General features: G+C 32.8%; 14 protein-coding genes. 3 read left to right on the top strand and 11 right to left on the bottom strand.

Annotation, left to right across the window (positions count from 1 at the left end):
- Positions 1–49: 49 nt before the first annotated feature.
- The 3 genes from N4A40_16965 to N4A40_16955 all read right to left on the bottom strand — a co-directional run bounded on the left by N4A40_16965 (position 50) and on the right by N4A40_16955 (position 3,057).
- Positions 50–427 carry a hypothetical protein gene (locus N4A40_16965; GenBank protein ID MCT4663547.1) on the bottom strand — a complete coding sequence of 126 codons (378 nt, stop codon included), beginning with the start codon at positions 425–427 and terminating at the stop codon, positions 50–52.
- Positions 428–540: 113 nt separating this feature from the next.
- Positions 541–2,094: a diguanylate cyclase gene (locus N4A40_16960; protein MCT4663546.1), complete on the bottom strand. Its 1,554-nt coding sequence runs from the start codon at positions 2,092–2,094 to the stop codon at positions 541–543.
- Positions 2,095–2,106: 12 nt separating this feature from the next.
- Positions 2,107–3,057 carry a GGDEF domain-containing protein gene (locus tag N4A40_16955; protein ID MCT4663545.1) on the bottom strand — a complete coding sequence of 317 codons (951 nt, stop codon included), beginning with the start codon at positions 3,055–3,057 and terminating at the stop codon, positions 2,107–2,109.
- Positions 3,058–3,310: 253 nt separating this feature from the next.
- On the opposite strand from N4A40_16955, the gene N4A40_16950 reads away from it, so the two are divergent.
- Both N4A40_16950 and N4A40_16945 read left to right on the top strand, forming a co-directional pair.
- Positions 3,311–4,102: an AAC(3) family N-acetyltransferase gene (locus N4A40_16950; GenBank protein ID MCT4663544.1), complete on the top strand. Its 792-nt coding sequence runs from the start codon at positions 3,311–3,313 to the stop codon at positions 4,100–4,102.
- Between the two features lie 72 nt (positions 4,103–4,174).
- Positions 4,175–4,918 carry a TIGR02206 family membrane protein gene (locus tag N4A40_16945; protein MCT4663543.1) on the top strand — a complete coding sequence of 248 codons (744 nt, stop codon included), beginning with the start codon at positions 4,175–4,177 and terminating at the stop codon, positions 4,916–4,918.
- A 94-nt stretch (positions 4,919–5,012) separates the two neighbouring features.
- Here the strand turns inward: N4A40_16945 and N4A40_16940 are convergent, their stop codons facing one another.
- From N4A40_16940 to N4A40_16915, 6 genes are all read right to left on the bottom strand, one after another.
- Entirely contained in the window at positions 5,013–5,978 is a 966-nt protein-coding gene (locus tag N4A40_16940) for a dipeptide ABC transporter ATP-binding protein (protein MCT4663542.1), read from the bottom strand.
- Positions 5,978–6,952, bottom strand: coding sequence for an ABC transporter ATP-binding protein (locus N4A40_16935; protein ID MCT4663541.1), 975 nt, complete (start codon positions 6,950–6,952; stop codon positions 5,978–5,980). The genes N4A40_16940 and N4A40_16935 overlap by 1 nt, the downstream gene beginning before the upstream one ends.
- Before the next feature lie 12 nt (positions 6,953–6,964).
- Positions 6,965–7,870 (bottom strand): ABC transporter permease, encoded by a 906-nt coding sequence (locus tag N4A40_16930; GenBank protein MCT4663540.1) that lies wholly within the window; start codon positions 7,868–7,870, stop codon positions 6,965–6,967.
- 12 nt (positions 7,871–7,882) lie between these two features.
- Positions 7,883–8,887 carry an ABC transporter permease gene (locus N4A40_16925; GenBank protein MCT4663539.1) on the bottom strand — a complete coding sequence of 335 codons (1,005 nt, stop codon included), beginning with the start codon at positions 8,885–8,887 and terminating at the stop codon, positions 7,883–7,885.
- 72 nt (positions 8,888–8,959) lie between these two features.
- The gene (locus N4A40_16920) at positions 8,960–10,552 is read right to left on the bottom strand and encodes an ABC transporter substrate-binding protein (protein MCT4663538.1); all 1,593 of its coding nucleotides are present in this window, start codon (positions 10,550–10,552) and stop codon (positions 8,960–8,962) included.
- 249 nt (positions 10,553–10,801) lie between these two features.
- Positions 10,802–11,134, bottom strand: a complete 333-nt coding sequence (locus N4A40_16915; GenBank protein MCT4663537.1) for a zinc ribbon domain-containing protein YjdM — start codon at positions 11,132–11,134, stop codon at positions 10,802–10,804.
- 192 nt (positions 11,135–11,326) lie between these two features.
- On the opposite strand from N4A40_16915, the gene sulP reads away from it, so the two are divergent.
- Positions 11,327–12,982 (top strand): sulfate permease, encoded by a 1,656-nt coding sequence (sulP, locus tag N4A40_16910; protein ID MCT4663536.1) that lies wholly within the window; start codon positions 11,327–11,329, stop codon positions 12,980–12,982.
- A gap of 63 nt (positions 12,983–13,045) precedes the next feature.
- On the opposite strand, the gene metA is transcribed toward sulP, so the two are convergent.
- A complete protein-coding gene (gene metA / locus N4A40_16905) occupies positions 13,046–13,951 on the bottom strand; it encodes a homoserine O-succinyltransferase (GenBank protein ID MCT4663535.1) in 906 nt (301 codons plus the stop codon).
- A gap of 13 nt (positions 13,952–13,964) precedes the next feature.
- Entirely contained in the window at positions 13,965–15,239 is a 1,275-nt protein-coding gene (locus N4A40_16900; GenBank protein MCT4663534.1) for a PLP-dependent transferase, read from the bottom strand.
- Between the last annotated feature and the right edge of the window lie 192 nt (positions 15,240–15,431).

The following is a 15,431-nucleotide window of genomic DNA, read 5'->3' as shown; positions in this document are numbered from 1 at the left end:
TAAAAGCAATAAGCATGAACCCGAGAGCTCATGCTTATTGCTTTTTTATTTATATTTCCTTAACTGTCCATGTTTCATCTAACCACAGACCAATAATTACAGTTTTATCAAACCATTTTTTCAACTTTTCTTTTGCAATTTTAATATGCTCTTTCTGGGTATTGTCATCTGCGTGATTTCCTCCACAGTCAACATGTCCTACTATAGCTATTACTTCTGAATCGTGCAAATCTATAGAAAGTTCACACCTTCTCTTTATAGATTCTACTAAGTCACTAGGTTCTTCTAACGCCAAAATTCTATTAGGTCCAGCTTCCGTTATAGTGTCCACATATTCTGCATCAAATCGCTGCCTCATATAATGATTTACTGGCATTTGGATGCGGCCATCCATACAATTAATGGTCGTAACAAATGTCTTTTTCATATAATACTCCTTTCAAAAAGCCTTTATTTGTATTATACCTAATCATCGCGCTTCATTGCAATCTTTTATTTTAATTGAAGAAAACTATCATTTTTTTCATATATAATATTTTTCTAACCTTCGACTCTATTTCTTCCATTATTTTTAGCCCTATACAATGCTTCATCTGCCGATTCTATAAGTCTAGCTATAGAAACATCAATATTAATATCTGCAACTCCAAAACTAGCTGTTATTGAGCCAACTTCTTTAAAATCGTATTTTTCAATTGATAATCTTATTTTCTCTGCAAATACAATGGCATCTTTCTTTTTAGTATTTGGAAGCAAACAAATAAATTCTTCACCACCCCATCTAGCAAATACATCTGTTGACCGTATCGCATCTTGAACTAATTTAGAAAGTTCTACTAATACTCGATCTCCTGCAGAATGTCCATAAGTATCGTTTACATTTTTGAAATGATCAATGTCTATCATTACAATACTGAATTTTTCATTGTACCTTTTATATCTTTCCACCTCATTTAATGTCATTTCCAAAAATTTATGTCTATTATACGCTTTAGTCAAAAAATCATGACTTGAAGATTGCTTTAATTTGTTGTGACTTTTCACCAATATTCTATATGATATTATAAACAAAAATACGACTAGTGTTATCAGTAGCCCCTCTTTAATTGCATCGCTTTCAATAGCTCTTACCTGATCATTAGATACTATAGCAACTAAATACCCTACTTTCTCATTTTTCACATTATCTACAGATAGAAACTGAGTCAAATAAGTATGTCCATTATAATCAGCATCTAATGTAAAATCTTCCTTTGTAATAATTTTTTCTGCAACTTGAGTTTTTAGCATTTCAAAAAACTCACGTGTCTGCTCAAATGTTAGTTTTCTATTTTGTTTAAACGATTTTTCCTGTATTTCTTTATCGACAAAATAATCATCAGAAAAAATACTTCTCATATAATTTGTCTTTTCCTCATCAAATACTTTATTTGATACAACTTTCTCATCTAATATAAAATGAATATCCATCCCTGGATACAAGTCAGTTAATACCTTTATTAAAGTAGCCATAGATACAGATACTTCTACAGAACCTATATGTTCTCCTTCATAATTTAGCGGGTACACAAATCTATATCCATTGTATATGCGTCCTTCTTCAAAGCCAAAAACATAACGATTCTCTTGATTTGATATTCTTATGGATTCCCTTATATCAATTAAATTGTCACCATATTTCTCTGGTCTATGAAACCTTAGAAAACTATCTCCATTTGAGAAATGAAAATGCAATTGTCTAAAATTATAATCAGTCATATCATTGTAATTATCAACTAGCATATCATATAACTTTTGACGTAAAATATCTCTATCTTTGCCCTCCACTTTTGATGCTTTTGTAAAAACATCTAGTACCTCCTGATTATTTATGCTTTGATCAAATATATAGTTTGAAAATAATTCATAAGTCTTTAAAGTTGCCTCGATTTTAGAGTCAAATGAATCCAATTCGGCTTTTAAATAAGTCTTTTTTTCATTCTCATAACTAGAATAAAGCATGTATAAAATAAATATCCACACTATAATTATAAGCACTATAAACTTTCCACTTATTTTTCTCCAAGATTCCATCAATTTATTTTTATTTACCATAGGCTATCTCTCCTATATTGTCCATTGACTGTCTAAAAAAACTCTATTTTTCCCATTTTGTTTTGCCCTATACATGGCTTGATCTGCTCTATTGATAAAACCCTTCAAATCATCTCCTATTCGGTATTCGGCTACGCCTATACTAACAGTGCAATTAATTGGTTCGCCAATAGGTGAAAACTCTACTTTCGATAAGATTTCCCTAATTTCATCTGCAATCTTACCTGCAGTTTCAATATCAACATCAGAAAATAAAATTAGAAACTCCTCGCCTCCATACCTAAATGCGATATGTTTTTCACCAGTGTGTTGCTTCATAACTTCACCAAATCTTTTCAAAACCTGGTCACCTTCCAAATGACCATAAGTATCATTGTATTTTTTAAAATTGTCTATATCTAGCATAGCTACACATAAATGTTCCTCTTGACTAAGAGCACTGTGTAATTTTTCTATAGATATTTCATATAAATATCTACTATTATAAAGACCTGTCAAATCATCTATATAGCTCCATTTCGAATATTTATCTTTGAGGCTTGTCATCTCTTTTATGAGCTCAGTTTGGTAAATATACGTATTGTATACACCTATACTTATTAACAAAAGACCCGCCGGAAAAAATATATCCTCAACATAACTACCCCAAGGAGGCAAATCAGAAAATTCATCTATCAAATCTTGTACCTGACCTATATAGAACAATATTCCACCTGTAAGCATTATAACATTTAGTTTCTTTATTCTACCTGTAATTATAATTAATATAATCCATCCAAAACTAAAACATGCACAAAGTCCCTCTCCAAGTATATCTATCCACTTTTCTTCAATTGAAAAACTTCTTGAAATCCCATAATGATTAATAACACTACTCATATATACAGTTGTCAATACAGCTACTATAATTGCAATAAAATACCAGTCCTGTATATATTTCTTCATACTTCTCTTCAAATTCATTATAATTCGCCCCCATCAATTCCCCTTAACTATCTGTAAAACATTCTTAGATAATGTATTTTATCATTTAAATGAATATTTAACAATTCTATTTTATTCTTTAATATAAAATTTTATATTATTTTGACATTATATTGTCTTTATTATACCCTTTATTATATTAGCTAAATAGACTACATAAAAAATACCCTGTAAAAAAACACCTAAAATCTAATATTTTCAGCTACTAACCTATAATATGGAGGAAATGAATATGAATAATATAAATCAACTTTTAACAAAGGACATTTTAATATCTGAATTTAAAAAATGCGGTCTTTCAGAAGGTCAAACTATAATTATGCATGCATCACTTAAAAGTCTTGGATACGTAGTTGGAGGTTCAGAAACTATATTAAGAGCTATTTTTGAAATAATAGGTAAAGAAGGAACTTTGATAATGCCCTCACAAACATGGAAAAATCTAGATCCCGAAACTGGAGTTCACTGGGAAATAGACCAGTCAAAATGGGATGTAATTCGTGATCACTGGCCTGCATATGACAAAAATATCACTCCATCTATTGGCATGGGCTCTATAGCGGAGATGCTTCGAAATTGGCCTAATGCTAATAGATCTGATCATCCATCTCGTTCTTTAGTTGCGGTTGGAAAATACAGTAACTACATAGTATCCAATCATGATTTATCAAACATATGTGGAATAGGTTCGCCCCTAGATAAAATATACAATCTTGATGGATATGTATTACTCCTAGGAGTTAATCATGATAAAAACACTTCTCTTCATTTATCAGAAGCTAGAGCTAATTTTAGTTCAAAAAACTTTATAGTTGAACATAGCGCAGTTTTAGTTAATGGTAAGCGTGAATGGATTTCATATAAAACTCAAAATCCAGATGATAGTGATTTCATAAAACTTGGTGATGAATTTGAAAAAATACACAATATTAAAACCTATACTATTGGAAATGCTAAAGTAAAATTTATAAGTCAACCCAAACTAGTAGATTGGGCTATAAATTGGATGGAAAATAATAGATAATTTAATTGAAAACAAACTAAATTTGAGTGTATAATAATATGTATTATGAACATTTAAGAAAGGAGGTTTACTATGGAACAATTTTTCACAACAGCTGAGCTTGATAATAAAATATTTCCTCTGTTTTCAATTCATCACCTTATTCCTATATTCATTATTTTATTACTTGGAGCATTAATTGTATCTAATCAGGAAAAATTAAGATATGAAAAAAACAGAAGGACCTTTATGTTATGCCTTGGTGTATTGATTTTAATTCAGCAAATACTACTTTATTCTTGGTATGCTGCTAGTAGTATAAATATGTTGAAAGATGGGCTTCCATTCTATCTATGCAGAACAGGAAGTATTTGTATAGTATACTCATTGATAAGCAATAAAAAATCACTTAATTTTATAGTTTTTTTCATAGGTTATTTAGGAGGCGTTATTGCTCTTTTGAGCCCAGATACATCTGGCTATCTATTTCCTCACGTTATGTATGTACAGTTCTTTATAACACATGGTGGAATGCTCCTCGCTGCACTTTTCCTCCGTGTAGTTGATGGCTATGTGCCTGATAGGAAAGAATTAAAGAAAATAATTATCTATATACTTGTATACAGCAGTTTTGTTAGCATATTAAATCCTTTGGTAAATGGTAATTATGGCTATTTAGAAACTCCACCTAAATCCGCACATTTTTTCTCATTGTTGCCATCTGGTTTAATATACAAATTTGGTATTACCGGTGTCATGTGCTTACTGATGAGTCTTGTTTATATAGCTCTAAGCAAAAAGTCCATTGCTCATAAAAACAATTTTTATAGATTGTAATTTTATATGACATTGCTATAATATGATTACAAATGCAATATCAATTTAATATTATTTTCAAAAAAATGGTGATAGATATTCTATCACCATTTTTCTACTTACATTTATGACATGCAACAAAATGATTCTCAACTAATTGCTTGAATTCAGGGTTTTCTTTTTTGCATAATTCATCAGCAAATCTACATCTAGTATGAAACGTACATCCACTTGGCGGATTTATAGGACTAGGCACATCTCCTGTTAGCAATATTCTATCATTCTTCTTTTTTGGGTCCGGTATAGGTATAGCTGATAATAGCGCTTTAGAATAAGGATGATTAGGATTTTTATAAAGCTCTCTTTTTTCTCCAAGTTCTACCATCTTCCCTAAATACATGACCCCTACTCTATCGCTAATATGCTTCACTACATTAAGCCCATGAGCTATAAAAAGATAAGTCAAATCAAATTCTTCTTGTAAATCCTTCAAAAGATTTAGCACTTGTGCTTGTATAGACACATCTAGAGCTGATACTGGTTCATCACAAACTATAAGCTTTGGTTTTAATGCAAGTGCTCTAGCTATTCCTATTCTCTGTCTTTGCCCTCCGCTAAATTCATGAGGGTACCTATTTCTATAAAAAGAAGGTATACCAACACAATCCAGCAATCTTAGAACTTCTTTTTCTATATCTTCTTTTGGAACAATATTATTAATTCTAAGAGGCTCCGACACTATTCTCTCAACTGTCATTCTAGGATTTAGCGAAGCATATGGATCCTGAAATATTATTTGTATATCTGTTGCCAATGAACGCTTTTCCTTTTTGCTTAATTTTGCTATGTCTCTTCCTTCAAATAGTATTTCTCCGCTTGTTGGCGTCAGCAAATTGGAGAGCATTTTTCCAGTTGTAGATTTACCACACCCTGATTCTCCAACCAAGCCAAGTGTTTCCCCTTTTTCTATATGAAAATTCAACCCATCTACCGCTTTTACTATTTTCTTTTCTTTTCCTAAAAATCCACCACCAATATTGAAGTGCATTTTTAAATCTTTTACTTCTAATAATTTTGTCATTACTTCACCTCCAATTCATCTTCATAGAGATGACACCTTACATTTCGTCCATTTATATTCTTCATATTTGGAACCTCTAAATCGCATTTTTTTATTTTCCTACTACATCTTGATTTAAAAGGACATCCTGCTGGCATATTCAATGGATTGGGCACATTCCCATCTATCATAAAAAGCCTGTCTACTTCTTCGTCGATTTTAGGAATTGATTCTATAAGACCAAAAGTGTAAGGATGGAGTGGCTTTTCAAAAAGTTCTTCTACTGTTGCAGTTTCAACTACTCTTCCACAATACATAACAACAACTCTATCGGCTACCTCAGCTACTACTCCCAAATCATGAGTAATTAAAAGTATAGACGTATTAAATTCTTCTTTTAATCTAATCATCAAATCCAGTATTTGTGCCTGTATCGTAACATCGAGTGCCGTTGTTGGCTCATCTGCTATTAGCAATTTAGGCTCGCAAACAAGTGCGATAGCAATCATTATTCTTTGCCTCATGCCTCCTGACAATTCATGTGGATATTGTTTTACTCTTTCTTCTGGAGACGGTATTCCAACAGCCTCTAGCATTTTTATTGTCTTTTTCATAGCCTCTTTTTTCTTCAGCTTTTTGTGTCTTATAAGTGATTCACTTATCTGCTTTCCTATTGTAAACACAGGATTTAAAGAAGTCATAGGTTCTTGAAATATCATAGAGAGCTTATTTCCTCTTAAATCCTGCATCTCCCTTTTCGTTTTCGACAGTAAATCTTCACCGTCAAATATAATTTTCCCACCAGCTATCTCTCCAGGTGGTGTTGGTATAAGTCCCATAACTGAAAGCGAAGTAACGCTCTTACCTGAACCAGATTCTCCAACTAGTGCAACTACTTCACCTTCATTTAATTCAAAATCCACACCATTTACAGCATTAACTACTCCTGCCTTCATGTGAAATTTAGTTATCAAATTTTCCACCTTTAATATCATAGTCTCGTCCCCCTATTTCTGTAACTTAGGATCAAGTGCATCTCTAAGCCCATCTCCTAGTAAGTTAAAAGCAAGCACAGTTATAGTTATAGCAAGACCTGGGAATAATACCAAGTGATTAGCGTTAAAGAAATACGCTCTTCCTGCTCCTAGCATAGTTCCCCACTCTGCGTATGGTGGCTGTACTCCTAATCCCAAGAATCCAAGTGCTGCAGTGTCTAATATCGCTATAGATATTCCAAGTGTTGCCCTTACTATAATAGGTGCTAATACATTTGGTAAAATATGTTTAAATATTATAGCAGCATCGCTATTTCCTATAACTCTAGCCGCTTGAACATATTCACTTTCCTTCACAGATAATATAGATCCCCTAACAATCCTAGCATAATGCGGTATGGTTACAACACTTATGGCAATTATAGCTTTATCTATTCCCTTACCTAACGTACTCATAAGTGCTATAGCTAATAACAACGATGGAAATGCTAATATAATATCCATAAATCGCATTATAATCATATCAATTACTCCACCATAATAACCTGCAAATGCTCCTAGTGTAAGCCCTATAGAAAGAGCTACTACAACGGCTGTTATTCCTACTCGTAGTGATATTTCTGTACCATCAATTATTCTGCTCAAAACATCTCTACCTTGTTCATCAGTTCCAAGCCAGTGAGAAGAAGATGGTGCCTGCAAACTCTCTGATAGTTCTCCAACATTTGGATTGTACGGCATAATATAATCTCCAAAAATAGCCAAAAACAATAATATAATAAGTATTGTAAGTCCAAGCATAGCTGCTTTATTTCGCTTAAGCGCCATCCACATTTCCTTCCATGGTGAAATAGGCTTTTGCAATAATTCTTCTCTATCCTGCTCTATCAATTCATCATTAACTAAAATCTCTTCCATATTTCACCCTCCTTAATTGTATTTAATTCTAGGATCTAAGTATACGTAGAGCACATCTACTATCAAGTTTACTAAAACAAATATAAGTGCTAAATAAACAACTGTGCCTTGTACAACAGTAAAATCAGATTTTAGTATCGAATTTACTGTATAACTTCCAACTCCAGGCCACGAAAATACAGTTTCAGTAAGTACCGCGCCACCAAGTAATGTTCCAAGCTGAAGTCCTATAACCGTAATGATAGGTATCATTGCATTTCTAAGTCCATGTATTCCGATTACTACTTTTTCAAAAAGACCTTTAGCTCTAGCTGTTCTAATATAATCTTGACCTAATACCTCTAGCATAGTTGAACGAGTCATTCTAGCTATAAGAGCTGCCGAATACATTCCCAATGCTATAGCTGGAAGTATTATATGACTAAATGCACTCTTAAAAGCTTCCATATCACCAGCAATTAAACTATCTAACAAATATAGTCCTGTAGTATGAGCTGGTTCATATCCCATTTGTATTCTTCCTGCAACAGGAAGCCATCCAAGTTTCAATGAAAATATAACTATAAAAACAAGACCTAACCAAAATATAGGCATAGAAACACCTGCCAAACTAATAGTCATAGAAATATAGTCGAATATAGAATTTTGTTTTATAGCTGATATGACTCCCATTGTAACACCTAGTATACTTGCAAATAATAATCCTGCTAGTGCAAGCTCAAGTGTCGCTGGAAGTCTTTGCGTTATTTCTTCAACCACTGATGTTTTTGTGATAAGCGACTCACCAAAATCACCTTTCACTGCACCTGTTAAAAATTCTAAGTATTGTTCATGAAGCGGTCTATTAAATCCCAGCTCTTCTCTCAATGCCTCTTTCTGTTCTACTGTTGCATGTTGACCTAATATTATTTCTGCTGGATCTGTTGTAAATAAATGCATTACAGTAAATACCATAACCGTTACACCTAAAAGTACCGGTATCAAAAGCAACAACCTCTTAAAAATATATTTAAGCATCAAATACCTCCTTTTATACTAAAATTACCCTCTATAAAAATTATAGAGGGCAATCATTCTATGATTTTCTAATTATTTTTTGACAACATCCTTTAGGTAAACTCGTCCAGTTGGGTGAAGCTGATACCCTTCAATATTTTTCTGATAAGCTACTAAATCCGTTGCATGTGATAATGGTACCCATGGTGACTCTATCGCCAATAATTTTTGGACATCTTTGTATACACTTTCACGTTCTTCTCCATTTGGCAATGTTCTTGCTTTTTGTAAAAGTGCATCTACATCAGCATTTGCAAACTTAGCTGAGTTAAGACCTGATTCTGCATTTATAGATTCTAGAAGTGATAAGAAATTATCTGCATCTCCATTATCTCCAATCCATCCAAAGAACAACAAATCACCTTCACCTTGAAGAGCCTTCTCTTTATATTCTTTCCACGGATAAACATCTATTGTTGCTTCAACTCCAACTTTTGCAAGATAACCTTGTATTGCCTCAGCAAGCTTTGAACCAGCCGGATTGTAAGGTCTTGGATTTGAGTATGTTATAATTTTTAGCTTCAAGTCTTCTTTGCCAAGTTCTTTTAACATTGTCTTTGCTTTTTCTGGATCATATTTATAAAGTTCAATATCATCTGCATATCCCGGTATGAAACTTGGTAAATATGTTGATGCCACTTCTGAATACCCTTGGTATAAATATTCTACAAGTTCATCTCTATTTATAGCATGTGCTATCGCTTCTCTAAGTTTTGAATCGTTAAACGGTGCTCTATCAGTATTAAACGCCATGTAGTTTATATTCATTCCATTTGCCTTGTCCACTACTGCTTGACTAGATTCTAATTGAGCTACATCATTGAAACTAATTCCATCAATTATGTCAACTGCTCCAGTCATAAGTTCACTTGCTCTAACTGAATTTTCCTTAGTAACCTTAAATATTACCTTATCAACTTTCGCTCCTTCACCCCAATATTCATTGAATTTTTCTAGAGTAATTGATTCATCCTTTTTCCAAGAAACAAATTTAAAAGGACCTGTTCCGACTGGATTCTCTGAAATATTATCTCCTTTTTTTACTATAGGAGCTGCTAAACTCATAGCTAAATTTGCCAAAAACGGAGTACTTGGTTCCTTAAGCACAAATTTCACAGTGTAGTCATCTACTTTTTCTAAAGCCTTTACTTGTTCAAACGTAAATGCCGCATACGGCATATCTGCAGTTCTTTTTCCTTCTAATTGACGATCAATAGACCAAATTACATCATCAGCAGTAAAATCACTTCCATCATGGAACTTTACATCTTTTCTAAGATTGAATGTATACTCAAGTCCATCTTCACTAATATTCCATGATTCTGCTAATTGAGGTTCTAATTCTGTTGTTCCTTCTTTATACCTTACTAAGTTCTCGCAAACATTTACAATAACCTTCGATGACTCTCCATCTGAAACATAAGCTGGATCTAGCCCTGTAGAATCAGCTCCCCTTGCATATACTAGTATTTTAGGTTTCTTATTTTCTTTCTTTTCCTCAGATTCTTTTACTACCTCTTTTTTGTCCCCAGTCTCAGCTGTTTTCTTCTCTCCACCGCAACCAGTGAATAAGAACGCCGCTGCTAACACTAAAGCAAGTCCACTCATAAACTTTTTTCTTAACATCATTTCTCCCCCTCATTACATCCGCAGAATATTTCATTTCCGCAATAATATTATTGCAATAATATCACACTTCACTCTTCTATGCAATGTTTTTTATAATTAATCACTTCATCATATTAAAGTTCCGCTTTGTTTCATGGTTTATTTTGCAATCAAGAAAACGTTTCCAATACTTTTTTGCATAAAAATTTATTTTCAGATAATTTTCCGCATAAAAAAAGAGCATACGCTCTTTTTTACTTCTCATAACTATATCTTTTTAACAAATTCAGACTTAAGTTGCATAGCTCCAAATCCATCTATTTTACAATCAATATCATGATCTCCTTCTACAAGTCTTATATTTTTGACCTTAGTACCTCTTTTTATAGGAGAAGATGCACCTTTAACTTTTAAATCCTTGATTACAGTAACTGAATCTCCATCCTGCAATATATTGCCATTCGAATCTTTAACTACGTATTCCTCTTCTGCTTTAGCCTCTTTACTCCACTCATGAGCACATTCAGGACAAACAAAAAATACTCCATCCTCATATGTGTACTCTGACCCACACTTTGGGCAATTTGGTAATTCAACCATGACTTCACTTCCTTTTATTTAAATTCATAATAATCGAGATTTTCACCCTCACAATTAAACATCGTATCACATTTTTCTAAAGTTGACAAATTTTTATTGATTTATAACCCAATTGGGAGTAAACTAGTGGGGTTGGATTTTTACTAAATCTATCAAATTACAATTAAATATTTATCAGAAAGAAGTGAATTTATGAAATCATTAACACCCAAATTATGTACCACATTAAAAGATTACTCTAAGGAACAATTTGCAAAAGATTTCACCGCCGGAATCATAGTTGCAATCATTGCTCTACCACTTTCTATAGCACTTGCTATAGCCTCTGGAGTTTCTCCAGAAAAAGGTCTTCACACTGCAATTATAGCTGGTTTTCTTATTTCAATGTTAGGCGGTAGTAGAGTTCAAATAGGCGGACCTACTGGCGCTTTCATGGTTATTGTTTATAGCATACTTGTGAAATTCGGCATAAATGGACTTATACTCTCCACTATTATGGCTGGTTTTATAATGATTTTAATGGGATTTTTAAAACTCGGAAGTATCATAAAATTTATTCCATTTCCAATTACAACTGGATTTACAAGTGGTATAGCTTTAGTAATTTTTTCTTCACAGATAAAAGACTTTTTTGGTCTAAATATAGGTGAAGTACCGACATCATTTATATCTAAATGGTCTTTATATATAAATTCTATAAGCAGTATTCACTTACAAACTACATTTATTGGTCTTCTAGCACTTTTGATAATAATATTTTGGCCAAAAATAAATGACAAGATTCCTGGCGCTCTAATTGCACTAGTAGTGACATCTGTAATTGTAAAATACTTTGAACTAAATGTCGCTACTATAGGAACTAAATTTGGTGAACTTTCATCTAGCTTACCAAAATTTAGTTTACCAGAAATTTCTCTAACTCAGATTAGCTCTCTTTTAGAACCTGCACTTACAATCGCGATACTCGGATCAATAGAATCTCTTTTATCTGCAGTAGTATCCGATGGTATGATTGGCGGAAAGCACAGATCTAACATGGAGCTAATTGCACAAGGAATTGCTAATATAGCCTCTGGTCTTTTTGGTGGCATACCTGCTACTGGAGCCATAGCAAGAACCGTTGCAAATATAAAAAATGGTGGTAGAACTCCAATCGCAGGAATGGTTCATGCCTTAACTCTATTAGTAATAATGCTTGTTTTTATGCCTTTAGCAAAGATGATTCCACTAACATCTCTAGCTGCTGTACTAATAATAGTAGCTTACAATATGAGTGAATGGAGAGAATTCAAATTCTTATTCAAATCACCCAAAAGCGATGTAATAGTTCTGCTAGTTACATTTGGAATAACTGTTCTAGTCGATTTAGTAAAAGCCATAGAAATAGGTATGGTATTGTCTGCATTTCTATTTATGAAAAGAATGTCAGATGTATCCAATGTAAATATATCAAAAATGGATGCTTCTGAAGAATCAGAAGACGGTAATTTTGATTTCATGGAAGAAAATAAAAAAATCAAAACACCTAAAAATGTCCAGATATATGAAATAAATGGACCATTTTTCTTTGGAGCTGCCGATAAATTTTTTGACGCATTAAAATCATTGGGTTCAAAAACAAACACTCTAATAATAAGAATGCGAAACGTACCTGCTATGGATGCAACAGCACTTCATGCTTTTAGACGAATGATTGACTTATGTGAGCATAAAAAAATCAGATTAATAATATCTGGTATAAATACTCAGCCTCAAAGTGTTCTTGACAAGGCTGGTCTTACAGAAAAAATAGGTAAAAATGAATTTTTTGAATATATCGAAGACGCTATAAAAGCATCGGAGAAATAGTAAAAAACATGTAGAATGGACTAATAAGAAGTCTATTCTGCATGTTTTTGGTTTTAATATATCTCACCATATATATGGTGATTCTTGGTAAACATAATAATTTAGCCAATTAGAGAACAATAAATTCCCATGAGATCTCCATCTCACTAAAGGGTCTAAGTTAGGATTATCACTCTCAAAATAATTCTTTGGTATATCAATGCTATACCCTGCTTTTATATCCCTTTCATATTCCAATTTTAGCGTTTCAGGGTCATATTCAGAATGTCCTGTGACGAATATATTTTTTCCATTTTTGCTAATTGCTAAATATGCTCCTGCCTCTTCTGACTCAGCGAGTAATTTGAGTTCATCTACTTCTGTTATCAGTTTACTACTACTTCCAGTATGCCTTGAATGTGGCGCAAAAAATACATCGTCAAATCCTCTAAGTAACTTTTCACTTGAATCCAAAACTCTATGCTCAAATACTCCAAACATTTTCTTATCTAGTTTAAATTTGTCTATACCATAATGATAATAAAGGCCAGCTTGAGCACCCCAACATATATGAAGTGTAGATGTAACGCTATTTTTCGTATATTCCATTATTTGTTCTAACTCATTCCAATAATCCACATCTTCAAATTCAAAATTCTCGACAGGTGCACCAGTTATGATCATTCCATCAAAATGATCATTTTTAATATCATCAAAAGTTTTGTAACATGACAACAAATAATTAGCGTCTGTATTTTTAGATTCATGACTTTTCATGTGTATTAGTGTTATGTCTATTTGAAGTGAGACATTCGCTATAAGTCTAAGTAATTGAACTTCTGTAGTAATCTTCGTGGGCATTAAATTTACTATAGCTATTTTAAGTGGTCTTATATCTTGATGCTTTGCTCTAAATTCATTCATTACAAATATGTTTTCACTCTTCAACTTCTCAATTGACTCTAAATTTTGTGAAACTATTATAGGCATGTATAACTCCTTTCTAAATTTGGCTAAGTGCGTTTTCGAAATCTTTTATTATATCCTCTATTGATTCTATTCCTACAGATACTCTAAGAAGTTCCGGATTAACCCCAGATTCTATCTGTTGCTGCTCTGAAAGCTGTCTATGTGTAGTTGATGCTGGGTGTAATATACTTGTTCTTACATCCGCTAGATGAACTACTAATGTTGTAAGTTTTAAACTCTTTGTAAACTTTTTAGCCGCTTCAAGACCTCCAGCAATTCCAAATGTAAGTATTCCACTACCCCCATTTGGCAAATATTTCTTTGTTTTTTCCAGTTCTATATTGCCTTCTAACAATGGATAATTAACCCATTCTATTTTTTCTTGTGTATTGAGCCACTCTGCTAATTTCAATGCATTTTGACTATGTCTTTCCATTCTAAGATGAAGTGTTTCAAGTCCTAAATGATTCAAAAATGCATTGAATGGACTCATACAATTTCCTAAATCCCTTAGCAATTGTACTCTTGCTTTTGTTATGAAAGCTGCTTCTTTAAAAGTTTCATAATACTTAACTCCATGATAACTAGCATCAGGTTCCGTAAAATCTTTGAACTTACCATTTCCCCAATCAAAATTTCCCCCATCAATAACTACTCCTCCAACACTAGTTGCATGACCATCGGTATACTTTGTTGTAGAATGAACTATTATATTCGCGCCATGCTCAAATGGTCTACAAAGACAAGGTGTTGCTAGTGTATTGTCAACTATAAGAGGAACACCTATTGATTTCGATACCTTAGAAAATTTATCAAAATCTAAAACATTTAATCCTGGATTTCCTAAAGTCTCGGCAAATACTGCCTTTGTATTTTCTCTTGAAAGCTTTTTTATATCTTCTATGCTATCTTCTGGATCTACAAAACTTACATCAATTCCTAATTTTGCAAGTGTCACTTTGAATAAATTGTAAGTTCCGCCGTAAATAGTTGCTGATGAAATAACATGGTCTCCAGCACTACATATTGTAAGTATTGCTGTTATTGTTGCTGACTGACCTGATGCAACTGCTAATGCACCACTTCCGCCCTCTAATGCATTTATTTTTTCTTCGAACGCACAAACTGTTGGGTTACTTATTCTAGAATACATATGACCTACCTCTTCTAAATCAAATAATCTTGCTACCTGATCTGGATCATCATATGCATAAGTAGTACTTTGAACTATTGGAAGTACTCTAGGTTCTCCCGGCTTTGGATTATAATTTCCTTGTACACAAATTGTTTCCTTTGACCATTTTGACATATCAATCGCCTCCTAAAATATAAAAAAACCACTTTTATTTAAAAAGTAGTTTCCGCTTAATTGATTTTTTTGCAAACCTCTACCATCTTTTCAGAAAAATATCATTAGATATTAATGCCATAATCTAAATGGAGATTTTAGCTCTAGAACGAAGATATCCGTCCCACATTGATAAAAATCAATTCATATTTA

This window comes from Tissierellales bacterium, from assembly GCA_025210965.1.
Taxonomy (GTDB): domain Bacteria; phylum Bacillota; class Clostridia; order Tissierellales; family JAOAQY01; genus JAOAQY01.
The sequence above is the reverse complement of the archived record's forward strand: the minus strand, read 5'-3'. Positions and strand labels throughout refer to the sequence as shown.